This window comes from Leifsonia sp. GW821-FHT13C05 (assembly GCF_058806515.1).
The window spans coordinates 95,756-110,913 of the sequence record NZ_JBXAPT010000001.1 but is presented as its reverse complement, the minus strand read 5'-3'; the positions used below and the strand labels follow the sequence as shown (position 1 = coordinate 110,913).

The window sequence follows — 15,158 nt, the reverse complement described above, 5'->3', positions numbered from 1 at the left end:
AGGGTCCACGGTACTTCGCGCCCCCGTCTTCCTGCGGTTACCGCGCGCTGATTGTGGAAAATCGGTCGCCGGCCGGTTCTGTGCAGGAGACCCGGGTCAGTGCACGGCTCTGACCATCGTGTCCGCGTTCTCGCCGGACGCGACGGTGATGTATCCCTCGCTGACGTAGAGGCGCTGGGCGAAGTTCGCGCGCTCGACGCTCAGGCTGACGCGGCTGTGCCCGGCGGCGCTCGCCTGCCGGGCGACCGCCTGCAGCAGGGCGCGCCCGACGCCTCGTGCACGCCACTGGGTGTTCACGCCGAGCGTCAGCTCCGGGACGCCGACGGCCACGAAACCGTAGCCGGGCGCGTTGGCGGGGAACAAGCGCCCCCAGCACGCCCCCACCGGCACGTCGCGCGCGTCGATCGCGACAGATCCGAAGTCGCCCGGCCGCATCCAGCCGCTGACGTAGCGGGACACCTTCGAGTCGTCGAGCACGGCGACCCTTGGCCGGCTGGTGGCCGGGTTCCAGTTGGACGCCTCGACGAGCATGTCGGCGAGGAAGCGCGCGTCGTCTCCGGTCGCCGCCCTGATCCGGAATGCTGTCATGCAGGAACGTTACCGGGAGACGTGTAACAGCGAGGTTACGAAAACCGCCGCGCGCCTGCCCGTCAGTACCGGATGGCGTCGATCACCTTCACCCGCACCGCGACGAGCGCAGGAAGCAGTCCGGCGAGCGCTCCGACGGCGGTGGCGGCGACCATCCCGATCACCGCGGCCTCCACCGGGAACGGCGGCAGGTCGGACACCAGCCCCTGGCCGATCAGCTGTTCGAGCCACGGACTCTTCACGATCAGGATGGACAGGCCGACGCCTGCCGCTCCGGCGACCATCGTCGCGACGACGCTCTCCATCATCACGGCGAAGAACACCCGCCCGGCCGTCGCCCCGAAACTCCGCCGCACCCCGATCTCCCGAATGCGGTGGCGCACCGTCACCAGTGCGATGTTGACGAGCCCGAGAGCGCCGAGCAGCAGCACGAGCACGGCGATCCCTCCAACGGCGAGCTTCAAGAATCCGAGGGGATCGTCGCCGTGAGCCAGGTAGTCCTGCCGGTTGACGCTCGCCGTTCCTGCGCCGAGCGACTGGTCCAGCTCCTCCCGGATGGCCTGGGCGAGAGGATCGGCCAGGTGCGGCGGCACCCACGCCTCCAGGTTCGCCGGTGCGCCGCCCGTGTAGTCGACCGACATCAGCGGAGCGGACGCGGGGGTGAGCACGTACGCCGACGGCGTCATGTCCTCCCCGGCGGGCGTGCGGAAGACGCCGACGACGACCGCCGTCACTTCCCCATCGCCGCTCAGGACGCGTGCGGTGGGGTGCGACGCGAGCGACGGCGAGCCCAGCTTGCGCCAGAAGTCGCCGTTGACCACGAGCGCCGGTGCCAGCCGCTCCGTGTCGGACTTCGCGAACCAGGACCCTTCCGAGATGCGGAGGCGGTGCATCGCCGCATACGGCTGGTCGACGGCCGTGGTGTTGACCTCGGCGACGCCTCCGCGGAACTGCACGCGCATCCCGAATGGGCGCACCGACGAGGTGTACTCGATCTTGTGGCGTTCTACGACCCCGGCCCACGCTTGGGGCAGCCCTCCCCCCACGAGCGGCGTGCCGTCCGGGCCGTACGACGCGGAGACGGACAGCAGCGCCGGACGGCCGCCGAACCGCTCGTTGGACTCCGTGAGGCCCTGCTGCGCGATGTTCGCGAGCCCGACGACGGAGCTCAGCGCACACACCGCGACGGCGACGCCGATCAGTGACAGCAGCACGCGCACCCGGTGGATGCGCACCTCCTGCCAGGCTTCGACGATCGCACCCCAGACCGACTCGACCGCCCTCACGCCGGCACCTCCGCGCCGGACTCGACCGGATGCAGCCGGCCGGCGTCCAGCCGGTGCCGCTCGTCGGCGAGCGCGGCGATCGCCGGGTCGTGCGTGATGATGACGAGAGCGGCGCCGTAGTCGGTCGCGACGGTGTCGAGGAGCCCCATCACCGAGGTCCCCGTCTCCACGTCGAGGGCGCCGGTCGGCTCGTCGGCGAGGATGAGGCGCGGTTCGCGCACGAGGGCTCTGGCGATGGCGACGCGCTGCTGCTCACCGCCGGAGAGCTTCTCCGGCATCGTGTCGAGGCGGTGGCCCAGCCCGACCTTGTCGAGCATCTCGGCGGCGATGGCCCTGCGCCGCCAGAATCGGCGCCCGCTCGCGTAGAGCAGCGGGGTCATCACATTCTCGAGCGCGGAACGCCCCGACAGCAGGTTGAACTGCTGGAAGATGAAGCCGACGTCCGCACCGCGCTGCCGATCGCGCGCACCCGACCTCAGCCGGGCGACCGATCGGCCGTCGAACTCGAACACTCCGGAGGTCGGCGCATCCAGCAGGCCCAGGATGTTGAGCAGAGTGGACTTGCCGGAGCCGGAACGCCCGACGATCGAGGTGCGCTCCCCGTGTTCGACGACGAGGTCGACGCCGTGCAGGATGGTCAGCGGCTCGGCGTCCGGGATGTCGACCGTCTTGGTCACACCCTCGAGTCGCAGCAGGGTCACGAGCCGACCGACGCGCAGGACATCGAGCCGTCGGGCCCGGTGATGCACCCGTTCTCGTCGGGCATCGGTGCGCCAGGGACGAACTCGAGGATCGTGTCGCCCTCCTTCACCCCGCCGCGGACCTCGACGGCGGTGCCGTCGGTGAGGCCGAGGGTCACGGCGACCTCCTTCGGCGCCCCGCCCTTCGGATCCGGCAGGAAGACGATGCCCTTCTCGGCCGTGCCCTTGATGGCCGTGGTGGGAACGGTGAGCACGCCCTCCGCCCGGCCGCCGGACATGGTGAGGTCGGCGGAGAGACCCGCGAACACGGTGACGCCGGCCGAGATCGCGCAGCGGACGGTGGTCGACGATCCGGATGCGCCTCCGCCGCCCTGCTGCTCGGAGCCGGCCGGCGGGGTCTGTGCCGTGTCGGCGGTCGCGGCGGGCGTGGTGATGCTGAGGCCCGTGCAGGTGAACGGCGCCGGGCCGTTCTTGATGGTCACCACGGCCTCCGTCGGCCGGTTGAGCAACCGGTACTGCTGGGCGGACGGCAGGGATGCCGTGGCCGAGAACGTGGGAGGCGCGATGCCGCCCGTCGCCTCGCCGACCGCCACCGACTGGCCGGGGATGACCGGCAGAGCGCTGACGATGCCGCCGATCGGGGCGGTGACCTCGACGTAGCTGACGGCGGGCTTCGGTTGCGTGACGACGGGAACGCCGTCGGGCCCTGTCGTCTCGACCGGTTCGCGCGGCGTCTCCACCTTGATGTCGTAGAGCGTCGCTCCGGCCTCCACCGCGGCGCCGACGGCGACCTGCACCTCGTCGACCACACCGGCGGCCGTGGCCCTGACCGGTGCGGCGGGATCGGCGACGATGGAACCACTCACGGTCACATCGTTGACGATCGTGCCGGTCTGCACGGCCACGGTCGGATCGCTCAGCTCGGCGGTCGGCTGCAACGGATCGGACGCCGATGGGCCGTCACCGAAGAACGCCAGTTTGACGAGCGCTGCCGCCACGACGGCGACGAGAACCAGACGGATGATGGGAAAGACCCATCGTCGCGTTACCCCCACTGTTCCTGCTTTCTGCTTTGAGTTATCTAGTCCCTCGCCCGCGACACGGACGAGGGGCCACCCCCCGGCGGCTTGTTCGTCAGTGCGTCACGCCTCGATCACGAGCGGAACGATCATCGGACGACGGCGGTAGCTGGTGTTGACCCAGCGGCCGACGGTGCGGCGCACGACCTGCGAGAGCGCGTGCGAGTCGCGGACGCCGTTGTGGGCCGCCTCCGCCAGCGCGGAGGCGATCTTCGGCTTGACCGCGTCGAACACGGCGTCGTCTTCGGCGAAGCCGCGCGCGTGGATCTCCGGGCCGGTGACGATGCGGCCGGTGGCCGCCTCGACGACGACGATGATCGAGATGAAGCCCTCTTCGCCGAGGATCCTGCGGTCTTTGAGGTCGGCGTCGGTGATCTCGCCGACGCTCGAACCGTCCACGTAGACGAAGCCGAGGTCGAGCTGGCCGACGACCCGGGCGACACCGTCGCGCAGGTCGATCACGGTGCCGTCTTCGGCGAGGATGGTGTTCTGCTCCGGCACGCCGGTGTCCATCGCCAGACGCGCGTTCGCGACCAGGTGGCGGTACTCGCCGTGCACCGGCATGACGTTCTTCGGCTTCAGGATGTTGTAGCAGTAGAGCAGCTCGCCCGCGGCGGCGTGGCCGGAGACGTGGACCTTGGCGTTGCCCTTGTGCACGACGTTCGCGCCGAGCTTGGTCAGGCCGTCGATCACCCGGTAGACCGCGTTCTCGTTGCCCGGGATGAGGCTGGACGCCAGGATGACGGTGTCGCCCTGGCCGATCTCGATCTGGTGGTCGAGGTTGGCCATGCGCGCGAGCACGGCCATCGGCTCGCCCTGCGAACCGGTGGACATGTAGACGATCTCGTCGTCCGGCAGGTCGGCGGCCTTCTTGTAGTCGATCAGCACGCCCTCCGGCACCTTGAGGTAGCCGAGGTCGGCGGCGATGCCCATGTTGCGCACCATCGAACGGCCGAGCAGCGCGACGCGTCGTCCGTTGGCGGCCGCGGCGTCGAGCACCTGCTGCACCCGGTGCACGTGGCTGGAGAAGCTCGCGACGATCACGCGGCGCGGAGCGCGGGCGATGACGTTGTCGAGCACGGGGCCGATGGAGCGTTCGAGCGGGGTGAAGCCGGGCACGTCGGCGTTCGTGGAGTCGGCCAGGAACAGGTCGACGCCCTTCTCGCCGAGGCGGGCGAAGGCGCGCAGGTCGGTCAGGCGGTCGTCCAGCGGAAGCTGGTCCATCTTGAAGTCGCCGGTGTGCAGCACGACGCCGGCCGGCGTGGTGATCGCGACGGCGAGCGCATCCGGGATCGAATGGTTCACGGCCACGAACTCGAGCGAGAACGGCCCGAGCTGCTCGACCTGCCCCTCCTTGACGGTGAGGCTGTACGGCTGGATGCGGTGCTCCTTGAGCTTCGCCTCCACCAGCGCGAGGGTGAGCCCGGAGCCGATGAGCGGGATGTCCCTGCGCAACTTGAGCAGGTATGGCACGGCGCCGATGTGGTCTTCGTGGCCGTGCGTGAGCACGACGCCCACCACGTCGTCGAGCCGGTCGCGGACCGGTGCGAAGTCGGGCAGGATCAGGTCGACGCCCGGCTGGTTCTCCTCCGGGAAGAGGACGCCGCAGTCGACGATGAGGAGCTTGCCCTCGTATTCGAAGACCGTCATGTTGCGGCCGATCTCCCCCAGGCCGCCGGTGGGGATGATCCTGAGGGTGCCCGGTTCGAGTGCGGGCGGGTCGGAGACGAGGTTGGGCATGTGCCCTCCTAAACAGATACCGGCGCTGTGCGCCTGTTGTGGTTCACGCCGTGCAATCGCAGCGGCCTATCGAGTTGTTCCGGCGATTCGGGGCAGAGCACCGCCTGCTGCGGCGTTGCGATCCGGCCGGAAGTTGGAGAAGTCGACACCGGGGATGTCTTTGACGAGGTCGAGCTCGTCTTCGATCTGAGCAGCCTCCCACTCCTCCGGACCGACGAGCGGCAGGCGCACGCGCGGGCTGGAGATGCGGCCGAGGCCGTGCAGGATGTACTTCGCGGCGACCGTGCCCGGCACGTGCGTCATGACGGCGCGCACCAGCGGTTCGAGCTTCTGGTGCGCCGCGGTGGCAGTGGCGAGATCGCCCGCGTTGACCGCATCCACGATCTGGCGGTACGGCCGCGCGGCGATGTTGGCCGTGACGCCGATGAGGCCCGTTGCTCCGATGGCCAGGTGCGGGAGCACGTTGGCGTCGTCGCCGGAGAAGTAGAGCAGGTCGGTCTGGTTGAGCACCCGGCTGACCTCGCTGAAATCGCCCTTCGCGTCTTTGATGGCGAGCACGTTGGGGTGCTTGGCGATGCGGAGGATGGTCTCGTATTTGATCGGGACGCCGGTGCGGCCGGGGATGTCGTAGAGGATCACCGGAAGGTCGGTGGAGTCCGCGATGAGCCGGAAGTGGGTGAGGATGCCCGCCTGGGTGGGCTTGTTGTAATAGGGAGTGACGATCATCACGCCGTCCGCCCCCGCCTTCTCGCTCTGCTGATAGAGCTGGATGGCGTGCGCCGTCTCGTTGGAACCGCCGCCCGTGATGATCTTGGCGCGACCGGCCGCCACGTCTTTGCCGACCTCGACCAGCCGCAGCTTCTCGTGGTCGGTGAGGGTGGAGGTCTCCCCGGTCGTGCCGGTGACGACGATGCCGTCTGCCCCCGCGGTGATCACGTCGTCGATGTGCTTCTCCACGCCGGCCCAGTCGACCTCGCCATCGGCGGTGAACGGGGTGACCAGGGCCACGAGGACCTGGCCGAACGGATTCGCGGAGTTCGACATGGCTCAAGGTTATCGGGTCGGTCGCTCCGGGCGCTCTCCCCCTCGTCGGATCTGTGGACAGTCCCCGTTATCCACATGCGCCTGCGTCATCCGCCGTCACACTCCGCATCCGGTGCCCCAGCGGGCGTAACGTCACGGTCCATGAACGCTTGGGAAGCGGCCGCCGTGCTCGTCGCGCTCGTCGTCGCCGCCACGGTGGGCGGGTTGCTCTGGCGCAGGACCACCGGACGCGTCCGCACCGCCAGGCAGACGCGTGTCGTCACGGCCGCAGAGGTCGGAGCCCCCACCTTCGGCAGCGCCGCGACGCTCCTCCAGTTCTCCACCGAGTTCTGCGCGCCGTGCAAGACCACCGCCCGCATCCTGAGCGGCATCGCCGACGAGCGGCCGGGCGTCGCCCACATGGATGTGGACCTCACCCACCGTCCGGACCTCGCCTCGCGCTTCGGCGTGCTGCAGACGCCCACCACCCTCGTGCTCGACCCCTCCGGCGCCATCCGAGCGCGCATCGGAGGGGCGGCCCGCGCCGACGAGGTGCGCATCACCATCGACCAGATCACCGGGAGCGACCATGTCAACGCCTGAACAGACACCCACCGTCCGCGCGGGGATCGACCCCCGATCGCCCCGCTTCGGGGCGGGCATCACGGCCGTGCTCCTCCTCATCGACGTGTTCCTCGGCCTGGTCGGCGCGACGACGGCAGCGTTCTGGCTGCTGCTCGCCATCGCGCTGCTCTTCGCCTGGGGAGCGTTCGCCGGCATCCGGCGCCACCCGTACGGCGCGCTGTTCCGCACCGTCGTGCGCCCCAGGCTCGCGCCGCCCGCCGAGCTCGAGGACCCTGCTCCCCCGACGTTCGCGCAAGGGGTCGGGCTGGTCGTCACCGGGCTCGGCCTCCTCCTGCACCTGCTCGGGGTGCCGGCCGTGCTCCCGATCGCCGCGGCACTGGCGTTCGTCGCCGCCTTCCTCAACGCCGTCTTCGGCTACTGCCTCGGCTGCCAGATCTACCTGCTGCTCGTGCGCGCCGGTGTGATCCGCCGGGGTGGCGTCGCAGCCGCCTGAACGAATACCAGGGAATCCCCCGTACGCCCTGCCCCGGTGTCTGGGGGCGCGATTAGGCTGGTCGAACCGTCCGCGCACCGTGCGGGGGAACAACGAGGAGGACCACACATGGCAGTCACGAGCGCATCGACAACCGTTTGGACCGGCGACCTGAAGTCCGGCTCCGGCGAGGTCACCCTCGATTCGTCGCACTCCGCGCAGTTCCCCGTCACCTGGGCCGCCCGCTCGCAGGGTTCCAGCGACGTGACGACGCCTGAGGAACTGCTCGGCGCCGCGCACTCCGCGTGCTTCTCGATGGCGTTCTCCAACGCCCTCAGCAGCTTCGGCACCACCCCTGAGCGCCTCCAGGTCACCGCGCACGTCGGCTTCGACCCCGCGGAGGGCATCACCGGCAGCCACCTGGTGGTCGAGGCGACCGTGCCCGGTCTCTCCGTCGAGGACTTCAACCGTCTCGCCGACGAGGCGAAGACCGGCTGCCCGGTCTCCCGCGCGCTGGTCGGCATCCCGATCACCATCGACGCCACCCTGGTCTAGCCGATGAGGGTGCTCATCGCGGGCGCCTCCGGCATGATCGGCACCGAGGTCACCGCACAGCTGGCTGCGCAGGGGCACGAGGTGCTGAGACTGGTCCGCGGTGCGCCGTCGGCCGCGAACGAATACAACTGGGCGCCCGCCGCCCGCATCATCGACTTCACGCTGATGGACAGAGTGGATGCGGTGGTCAACCTGTCCGGCGCATCCATCAGCCGTCTGCCGTGGACGCCCGCGTGGAAGCGGACCATCCTCGCCTCGCGCCTGGAGGCCACGCACACCCTGACGGACGCGATGCGGATGGCCGGCTCTCCCCCTGCGGTGTTCGTGAGTGGCTCGGCCGTCGGGTTCTACGGCGACCGGCCCGGCCAGAAGCTGACGGAGACGGCGATCAAGGGCACGGGCTTCCTCTCCGACGTGGTCGAGGCGTGGGAGTCCGCCGCGCACCTCGCGCCGGAGAAGACGCGCGTGGTCACGGTGCGGACCGGCGTGGTCGTCGGGCGCGGGGGCGCGATGAAGCCGCTGCTCCCCGCCGGACGTCTCGGGCTGCTCGGGCCGATCGCGGGCGGCGGCCAGCACTGGCCCTGGGTGAGCCTGCACGACGAGGCAGCAGCCATCGTGCACCTGCTCGACTCGACGCTGCGCGGACCGGTGAATGTGGCAGGACCGACACCGGCGACGGCCGACACGGTGCTGCGCGAGCTCGCGGCGACGCTGCGGCGGCCGTATGGACTGCCTCTGCCCGCCAAGGCGATCACGCTCGCGCTCGGCGACGCCGGACGCGAGCTGCTGCTGGCCAGCCAGAAGGTGGTGCCGCAGAAGCTGCTCAACGACGGGTTCGTGTTCTCCGAGCCGACGGTGCGGGATGCGATGGAGCGGCTGGTCGCGAAGCGGTAGGCGCGGCCGGTTCGCCTCTACGCCGCGCGCTGCTCCGTGCGGTACAGCCGGATCGACTCGCGCAGGGCCGAGCGCGCCCGCTTGCGGTCGCCGGACGCGTCGTAGGCGAGCCCGAGCCGGAACCACGCGCGCCAGCTCTCCGGCTGCGCCTCCACCTCGGCCTTGTAGCGGGGGAACTCCTCGTCGGCCGCGTCGCGCAGGGGACGGCCGCTGGCGCGGACGGGGAGGTCTTCGACGGGGAGGCCGCCCTCCGCATCCAGGATCTTGACCAGCTTCTCGGTGCGGGCGCCGAACAGCAGCTCGCGGCCGATCGCCCACGCCGCCACGATCGGCAGCGCGAGCAGCGCGACGCCCATCGCGATCGCGATGCCCTCGCCGGTCGCCATGAGCATGACGGCGCGCTGCAGGACGAGCACCAGGTAGACCGCGAGGATGACCGCCATGACGATGGCGGCGATACGGTTCCGCACGGCCGTTACGCCGTCTCGCGCACGGTGGGCCGGGGCGGCTCGCCGTCGGGCTCCGCGATGCCCAGGTCGATCAGCTTGTCGAGCCCGACCGTGACGCCGACGGTCGACGCCGCAGCGCGGAGCGCGAGCAGGATGCCCGCCTCGTACGACTCGGAGCCGACGGTGTCGTGCCGGATCGTCAGGGTCTCCCCCGCGCCGCCGAAGACGACCTGCTGCTGCGCGACGATCCCGCGCATCCGGAGGCTGTGGATGGGGACGCTCGCCACCTGCTGGCCGCGGGCGCGCTGGTCGGTGTGCGGGGCATCCACGGGGCCGCGTTCCGCGCGGGCCGCACCGATCAGCTCGGCGGTGCGCACCGCGGTGCCGGAGGGCGAGTCGACCTTGCCCGCTCCGTGGGCCTCGATGATCTCGATGGAGTCGAAGAACCGGGCGGCGACCGTCGCGAAGGCGGTACCGAGAGCGGAGCCGAGCGAGAAGTTGGGGATGACGACGGCGCCGGCGCCCTCGTGGGCGGCCACGCGACGCTCGAGGTCCAGGATGCGGTCGGCCGACCATCCCGAGGTGCCGACGAGCACGTTCAGCCCGTTGTCGACCGCGAAGGCGACGATGCCGGGGCTGACCGCCGGGAGGGTCATGTCGACCAGCACGTCCGCACCGAGCATGTCTTCCAGCGGGGAGCGGGAGTCGAGGCTGGCGACGAGTTCGACGTCGTCGGCCTCCTCGATCAGCCGCACGGCGACGCTGCCCAGTTTTCCGGTCGCCCCAGCGACGGCTACGCGAATAGTCACCAGATCAATCTACCCGCCGCACCTCCGCGAAAGATCCGGGATGCGCGGCACACGCCTGCCACGGAACTACGCTGGGGCGATGGTGTCTTTTGCTGATGTCGCCGTCACGGATGCGACCGCCCACCGGATGCTCAGCGACTACTTCGCGGAGCGGGCGGTCTCCTTCCCCACGTCGCAGGGCGCATACCGCACGACCTTCCCCGACCCCAGCCAGTTCGTACCGCCCGCCGGGGTGTTCCTGCTGGCGTACGACGAGGACGGCGAGGCCGGCTGCGGCGGCGTAAGGGAGCTCAGCGTCCCGCTCGCCGACGCCGACCCCGAGCTGCCGGTGGTGCGCTACGAGATCAAGCACCTGTGGGTCGCACCCGCGCACCGCGGACAGGGGCTGGGGCGCGCGATCCTGTCCGAGCTGGAGCACCGGGCACGCGGGTTCGGTGCGACCGAAGTGGTGCTCGACACCAACGCCAGCCTGGAGGCGGCCGGCGGGCTGTACCGGTCGCACGGCTACGAGAACATCCAGCCGTACAACGACAACCCCAACGCGACGGACTGGTTCCGCAAGCAGCTCTGACCGGCGAGGCCGCCCGCGACTAGACCGGCTGCAGCTCCGGCAGGCCCGTGCGCAGCTCGACGGGCAGGTGCCCGAGATCGTTGTGGACGACGAGCACCGGCGGCTTCGCCGAGCGCACCCGGATGATGGTCAGCCCGCAGTTGGCCTGGTTGAGTCCCAGCCACCGCCACGCCGGAGCGTCGAAGACGTGCCGCACGAACCAGCCGATGACGAAGTTGTGGGTGACGAGCAGATCGTGCCTGTCGCCGAGCGCCGGCGTGAGGAACTCGCCGACCGCGTCGTCCATCTGCGCCCGCCCCGCCTCGATCTCCGCGTCCGTGACGTTGCCGAAGAACGACTCGAACGCCTTCGGCATGTCCGGGGTCGGCCCGGACGGGATGCAGTCGAACAGCAGGCTCGACGGCTCCGGCGTCAGTGCGGGCATCCGCTCCGCCATGATCGCTGCCGTCTCCGCCGCGCGATTCAGCGGTGAGTGGTACATGCCGGTGAACGGCACGCCGCTCAGCCGTTCAGCGACCAGCTGGGCCTGACGCTTGCCACGCGGCGAGAGCGGGCCGTCGGGGAGGCCGTGTTCTGCATCCTGCTGCTCACCGTGGCGAACGAGATAGAGGTAATGGGGCACCGGGAAGCCTTTCGGAGGTACGGATGGAAGCGGTGGGTCACGGAGCGAGGCCGGCGAACTGGTCGTCGGTCACGCTCCCCACCGCGGAGATGGAGACCGGTCGGCTCGCCAGGTCGGTGGCGAGGCTCTGCACATCGTCGGCGGTGACGAGGTGCAGGCGCCGGAGGCTCTCATCGAGGTCGGAGAACTCGCCCAGGCTGATCTCGGCTCTGCCGAGCCGAGACATCCTGGTGTCGGAGTCCTCGAGGGCGAGGGCGGCGCCCCCGGACAGCTGGCCGACGGCGCGGCGCATCTCGTCCGGCGTGACGCCGCCGTCGGCGAGGCGGTGCAGCTCGCCGAGCATCAGCTCGGCGACCTGCGTGGCCTTTGCGGGAGCGCATCCCGCGTAGAGGCCGAAGATCCCGGCGTCGGAGTATGCGCCGGAGAACGAGTACACGGCGTACGCCAGACCGCGCTTCTCGCGCACCTCCTGGAAGAGCCGGGACGACATCCCGCCGCCGAGGATGGAGTTGAGCACGCCCATCGTGGTGCGGCGCTCGTCGGTGGCGACGATGCCGGGGACGCCGATGAGGAGGTTGGCCTGCTCGGTGGGGCGCTGGACGGTGACGATCGACGCGCCGCGCTCGATGTCGGCGGCAGTGGATGCGCGCCGCTCGACCGGGGACGCCTCCACGCTCAGGTCCCAGCCGGCCGCGACGAGTGCGCGCTCCACCCCGGAGACGAGGAGGTCGTGGTCGACGGCGCCCGCCGCCGTGATGACGAGGTCTTGGGGACGGTAGTTGGCGCGGTAGTGCGCAAGCACCGCATCCCTGGTCGCCTCGCGGATGGTCTGCGGGCTGCCGCCGATCGGACGGCCGAGTGGATGCGCGCCGAGCACCGCCTCGAAGAACCGCTCGTTGGCCACGTCGGCCGGATCGTCCTCTGCCATCGACAGTTCTTCGAGGATGACGCCGCGCTCGTTCTCGAACTCGACGGGGTCGAGGAGCGAGGAGGTGAGCATGTCGGCGATGACCTCGACGGCCATCGGAAGGTCGCGGTCCTGCACCTTGGCGTAGTAGCAGGTGTACTCCTTGGCCGTCATCGCGTTGTGCTCTCCGCCGACCGAGTCGAAGGAGATGGCGATGTCGAGTGCCGTGCGGCTCGGAGTGCCCTTGAACAGGAGGTGCTCGAGGAAGTGCGTGGAGCCGAAGCTCGCGGGGACGGCCGGGAGCGCGGGTGTGGCGGGAGCGCCGCCGGACGCCGGATGTGCCGGGGTGGCGGGGATCGCATCCACTTCGTCGCGGGAGCCCACGGCGACCCAGTATCCGAGAGTGGCGCTGCGGGCGCCGGGCACCTGCTCGCTCAGGATGCGGACGCCGCTCGGCAGGACGGTGCGCCTGACCAGCGCGTCGCCGGATGCGGCGAAAGAGAGGTCGGCCAGACCGAGCGGGAGGTCGACTGCGCTGTTCATCCCTTCCACCCTACGCCAGCGGCTCAGGAATCCTTTGGCACGAAATGAGGACAAACAGACTGGTCTGTCTACTATATACTGGTGTCACAGCGCTCCGACGGGTCCCTACGTCGGAGCAGAATCACGAGGGCGGACCCGACCGCCCTCCGCAGTGAAGGAGTCGTGCCGGATGGTCGTAAGTGCCCGAGCGACCATCCGGCCGCCCGCGCCGTCGAAGGTCAAGATCCTCGCGACGGCGGACGAGCTCTTCTACCAGGAAGGCATCCACACGGTGGGTGTCGACCGCATCATCGCGGGAGCGCGCGTCACCAAAGCGACGTTCTACAAGCACTACCGCTCGAAAGACCTCCTGATCATCGCGTACGTCGAAGGCCGCGACAAGCAGGTGCGCGACTGGTTCGACGAGCAGGAACGCGAAGGCCACGACCCGCGCACGATCGCCCGCGCCCTGGTCGACTCGATCAACCTCGAAGCGGTGCGTCCCGGATTCCACGGCGACCCGTTCATCAACGCCGCAGCGCAGTTCGCCGACGAGACCCACCCGGTGCGCGTCGCGGTCAGCACCCACCGCGACTGGTACGCGCGCCGCATCGAAGAACTGTTCCGCGACATCGGCCACCCGCGACCGGGCGACGCCGCAGACGACCTGATCCTCGCGCGGGATGGCGCGCTCGCCGGCGGCTACGTCGGCGACGCGATCGCTGCGGGAGCCGCGCTGCACCGCTCGCTGGACCGCATCCTCGCGGAGGCGTAGGGGCGCGCGCTCATCCGGAGATTCCGGCCGACACGCCGCGCGCGGCTCCGCTAGAGCGGAAACCACGCGCCGGGACGCAGGATCTCTCCGCCTGAACGGACATCGTCGGCGGGAACGCTGGACTTCTCCATCGGCTGGACTTCTCCACCGGAGTGGGCGGGACGCGTCGGCGCGGGCGCTACTCGGAGACGCGGTCGAGTTCGAGCATGTTGGCCCTGGTGAGGCGGATGCCTGCCGAGACCATGAGCGCATCCACCTGTTCGGGGCGGCTGGCGCTGGCGACCGGTGCGACCACGTTGCGCTTGGCGAGGAGCCAGGCGATGGCGATGCTCGCGGGCGTTACCTGCTGCTCGGCCGCGATGCGGTCGAGGGCGGCGAGGACGCGCTGACCCTTGCGGTTGACGTACGCGGCGGCCCGGATGCTGCGGGCGTCGGCGTTCAGGTCGCCCTTGCTGCGGTACTTGCCCGTGAGGAACCCGTTCGCGAGCGCGTAGTACGGCATCACGGCGAGGCCCTGGGCCGCGGCGACGATGCGCAGCGCGCTCTCGAACTCGGTGCGGTGCATCAGGTTGTACTGCGTCTGCACGGCGATGAACTTCGGCAGCCCCGTCGACGACAGGATGCGGGCCTCGATGAGGCGGTCCGCGCTGAAGTTGGACGCGGCGAGGTACCGGACCTTGCCGGACTCGATCAGCCACTCGACGGTCGCGAGGCTGTCTTCGAGGGGCACATCCGGGTCGTCGTCGTGGAAGTAGAGCAGGTCGATGTGGTCGGTCTGCAGACGTTCGAGCGACGCCTCGACGGCGCGCACGATGCTTACCGAACCGAGGCCCGGGTTCTCGTGGTGGCGGCCCACCTTCGTGGCGACGACCACCTGGTCGCGGTTGCCGCGCTCGCGCATCCACTTGCCGATGAGCACTTCGCTGCGGCCGCCGACGTAGCTGTCCGCCGTGTCGATGAAGTTGCCGCCGAGGTGCGCGAACCTGTCCAGGATGCGCAGCGACGTGTCGCCGTCGGCCGTCCAGCCGAAGACGCTGGCGCCGAGCGACAGCGGGTAGACCGCGAGGTCGCTCTCGCCGATGCGGCGGGGCGCGATGATCGACAGCGGGCCCGTGCGTTCGAGCGCGGGATCGAGGGCTGGCATGGCAGCAGTTTCGACGCCGATGGACTCGGTCAGCACCTCTTCCGGGGTGCCGGCTTCGAAAGCGCCCGTCTCGAAAGCTCCGGTCTCGACCGTTCCCACCGACCGCGCTCCGGCGCCACCGCGAGCGGACGCACCGCGTGCGACCGTGGACGGCCGGGCGGTCTGACCGGCGTCGGCACCATCCGCAGGCTCCACGGGGGTCGCTCCGCGTCGCGCGACCGTATCACGCAGACGGAGAGGTAACAGCTGTGGCATGTTCCCTCCCCCTTACTCCGTGCGGTTCGAATCGATTCGAGGACCCCGGTTCCCCGATACTTACTTGCAGCGTAAGGCATACGTCCGACGGGCCAGGGACAATCGCGGTGAACTGTTACACAATGCTTGGTCACAGTTTCATCACGAAACCGGATGGCGTCGGATTCGTGCGCAAATCGGG

Annotated in this window: 17 protein-coding genes; 6 read left to right on the top strand and 11 right to left on the bottom strand. The window is 70.0% G+C overall.

The features are described 5' to 3' along the window. Positions 1 to 96: 96 nt before the first annotated feature. The 6 genes from AC1ROC_RS00500 to dapA form a co-directional block, all read right to left on the bottom strand. Positions 97 to 588, bottom strand: a complete 492-nt coding sequence (locus AC1ROC_RS00500; RefSeq protein WP_492997414.1) for a GNAT family N-acetyltransferase — start codon at positions 586 to 588, stop codon at positions 97 to 99. Between the two features lie 62 nt (positions 589 to 650). Continuing rightward, positions 651 to 1,874, bottom strand: a complete 1,224-nt coding sequence (locus AC1ROC_RS00495) for an ABC transporter permease (protein ID WP_434948921.1) — start codon at positions 1,872 to 1,874, stop codon at positions 651 to 653. Beyond that, entirely contained in the window at positions 1,871 to 2,575 is a 705-nt protein-coding gene (locus AC1ROC_RS00490) for an ABC transporter ATP-binding protein (RefSeq protein ID WP_492997411.1), read from the bottom strand. Before AC1ROC_RS00490 ends, AC1ROC_RS00495 begins: the two co-directional genes overlap by 4 nt. After that, positions 2,572 to 3,573: an efflux RND transporter periplasmic adaptor subunit gene (locus tag AC1ROC_RS00485; RefSeq protein ID WP_492997408.1), complete on the bottom strand. Its 1,002-nt coding sequence runs from the start codon at positions 3,571 to 3,573 to the stop codon at positions 2,572 to 2,574. The genes AC1ROC_RS00490 and AC1ROC_RS00485 overlap by 4 nt, the downstream gene beginning before the upstream one ends. Before the next feature lie 144 nt (positions 3,574 to 3,717). Next, on the bottom strand, positions 3,718 to 5,394 hold the full coding sequence (locus AC1ROC_RS00480) for a ribonuclease J (protein WP_085370414.1): 1,677 nt from the start codon (positions 5,392 to 5,394) through the stop codon (positions 3,718 to 3,720). 66 nt (positions 5,395 to 5,460) lie between these two features. Continuing rightward, positions 5,461 to 6,438, bottom strand: coding sequence for a 4-hydroxy-tetrahydrodipicolinate synthase (gene dapA, locus AC1ROC_RS00475; protein ID WP_085370416.1), 978 nt, complete (start codon positions 6,436 to 6,438; stop codon positions 5,461 to 5,463). 141 nt (positions 6,439 to 6,579) lie between these two features. On the opposite strand from dapA, the gene AC1ROC_RS00470 reads away from it, so the two are divergent. The 4 genes from AC1ROC_RS00470 (at position 6,580) to AC1ROC_RS00455 (ending at position 8,923) form a co-directional block, all read left to right on the top strand. Next, positions 6,580 to 7,020 carry a thioredoxin family protein gene (locus AC1ROC_RS00470; protein ID WP_492997406.1) on the top strand — a complete coding sequence of 147 codons (441 nt, stop codon included), beginning with the start codon at positions 6,580 to 6,582 and terminating at the stop codon, positions 7,018 to 7,020. Continuing rightward, the gene (locus AC1ROC_RS00465; RefSeq protein ID WP_492997404.1) at positions 7,007 to 7,495 is read left to right on the top strand and encodes a DUF4395 domain-containing protein; all 489 of its coding nucleotides are present in this window, start codon (positions 7,007 to 7,009) and stop codon (positions 7,493 to 7,495) included. The genes AC1ROC_RS00470 and AC1ROC_RS00465 overlap by 14 nt, the downstream gene beginning before the upstream one ends. A 108-nt stretch (positions 7,496 to 7,603) precedes the next feature. Further along, positions 7,604 to 8,029 carry an OsmC family peroxiredoxin gene (locus AC1ROC_RS00460; RefSeq protein WP_085370422.1) on the top strand — a complete coding sequence of 142 codons (426 nt, stop codon included), beginning with the start codon at positions 7,604 to 7,606 and terminating at the stop codon, positions 8,027 to 8,029. A 3-nt stretch (positions 8,030 to 8,032) separates the two neighbouring features. Continuing rightward, a complete protein-coding gene (locus tag AC1ROC_RS00455) occupies positions 8,033 to 8,923 on the top strand; it encodes a TIGR01777 family oxidoreductase (RefSeq protein WP_492997402.1) in 891 nt (296 codons plus the stop codon). Between the two features lie 17 nt (positions 8,924 to 8,940). Here AC1ROC_RS00455 and AC1ROC_RS00450 read toward each other — a convergent pair whose 3' ends face one another. Together AC1ROC_RS00450 and dapB are read right to left on the bottom strand one after the other, a co-directional pair. Beyond that, positions 8,941 to 9,393, bottom strand: coding sequence for a hypothetical protein (locus AC1ROC_RS00450; protein ID WP_373270203.1), 453 nt, complete (start codon positions 9,391 to 9,393; stop codon positions 8,941 to 8,943). Positions 9,394 to 9,398: 5 nt separating this feature from the next. Further along, a complete protein-coding gene (dapB, locus tag AC1ROC_RS00445; RefSeq protein ID WP_492997399.1) occupies positions 9,399 to 10,181 on the bottom strand; it encodes a 4-hydroxy-tetrahydrodipicolinate reductase in 783 nt (260 codons plus the stop codon). Between the two features lie 79 nt (positions 10,182 to 10,260). On the opposite strand from dapB, the gene AC1ROC_RS00440 reads away from it, so the two are divergent. Continuing rightward, complete coding sequence (locus tag AC1ROC_RS00440; RefSeq protein ID WP_168689701.1) at positions 10,261 to 10,752, top strand: GNAT family N-acetyltransferase; 492 nt, start codon at positions 10,261 to 10,263, stop codon at positions 10,750 to 10,752. Between the two features lie 19 nt (positions 10,753 to 10,771). Here AC1ROC_RS00440 and AC1ROC_RS00435 read toward each other — a convergent pair whose 3' ends face one another. Together AC1ROC_RS00435 and AC1ROC_RS00430 are read right to left on the bottom strand one after the other, a co-directional pair. Beyond that, positions 10,772 to 11,374 carry a histidine phosphatase family protein gene (locus AC1ROC_RS00435; protein WP_085370429.1) on the bottom strand — a complete coding sequence of 201 codons (603 nt, stop codon included), beginning with the start codon at positions 11,372 to 11,374 and terminating at the stop codon, positions 10,772 to 10,774. A gap of 37 nt (positions 11,375 to 11,411) precedes the next feature. Next, on the bottom strand, positions 11,412 to 12,824 hold the full coding sequence (locus AC1ROC_RS00430) for a M16 family metallopeptidase (protein WP_492997397.1): 1,413 nt from the start codon (positions 12,822 to 12,824) through the stop codon (positions 11,412 to 11,414). Between the two features lie 169 nt (positions 12,825 to 12,993). On the opposite strand from AC1ROC_RS00430, the gene AC1ROC_RS00425 reads away from it, so the two are divergent. After that, positions 12,994 to 13,578 carry a TetR/AcrR family transcriptional regulator gene (locus AC1ROC_RS00425; RefSeq protein WP_085370433.1) on the top strand — a complete coding sequence of 195 codons (585 nt, stop codon included), beginning with the start codon at positions 12,994 to 12,996 and terminating at the stop codon, positions 13,576 to 13,578. Between the two features lie 178 nt (positions 13,579 to 13,756). Here AC1ROC_RS00425 and AC1ROC_RS00420 read toward each other — a convergent pair whose 3' ends face one another. Continuing rightward, positions 13,757 to 14,917, bottom strand: coding sequence for an aldo/keto reductase (locus AC1ROC_RS00420; RefSeq protein ID WP_256922058.1), 1,161 nt, complete (start codon positions 14,915 to 14,917; stop codon positions 13,757 to 13,759). Positions 14,918 to 15,158: the final 241 nt, after the last annotated feature.

Excerpts from the sequence above, each read along its gene's own strand:
- AC1ROC_RS00455 (WP_492997402.1), top strand. The coding sequence starts at position 8,033 with ATGAGGGTGCTCATCGCGGGCGCCTCCGGCATGATCGGCACCGAGGTC.
- AC1ROC_RS00440 (WP_168689701.1), top strand. The coding sequence starts at position 10,261 with ATGGTGTCTTTTGCTGATGTCGCCGTCACGGATGCGACCGCCCACCGG.
- AC1ROC_RS00500 (WP_492997414.1), bottom strand. The coding sequence starts at position 588 with ATGACAGCATTCCGGATCAGGGCGGCGACCGGAGACGACGCGCGCTTC.
- AC1ROC_RS00430 (WP_492997397.1), bottom strand. The coding sequence starts at position 12,824 with ATGAACAGCGCAGTCGACCTCCCGCTCGGTCTGGCCGACCTCTCTTTC.
- dapA (WP_085370416.1), bottom strand. The coding sequence starts at position 6,438 with ATGTCGAACTCCGCGAATCCGTTCGGCCAGGTCCTCGTGGCCCTGGTC.
- AC1ROC_RS00465 (WP_492997404.1), top strand. The coding sequence starts at position 7,007 with ATGTCAACGCCTGAACAGACACCCACCGTCCGCGCGGGGATCGACCCC.
- AC1ROC_RS00470 (WP_492997406.1), top strand. The coding sequence starts at position 6,580 with ATGAACGCTTGGGAAGCGGCCGCCGTGCTCGTCGCGCTCGTCGTCGCC.
- AC1ROC_RS00480 (WP_085370414.1), bottom strand. The coding sequence starts at position 5,394 with ATGCCCAACCTCGTCTCCGACCCGCCCGCACTCGAACCGGGCACCCTC.
- AC1ROC_RS00425 (WP_085370433.1), top strand. The coding sequence starts at position 12,994 with ATGGTCGTAAGTGCCCGAGCGACCATCCGGCCGCCCGCGCCGTCGAAG.
- AC1ROC_RS00460 (WP_085370422.1), top strand. The coding sequence starts at position 7,604 with ATGGCAGTCACGAGCGCATCGACAACCGTTTGGACCGGCGACCTGAAG.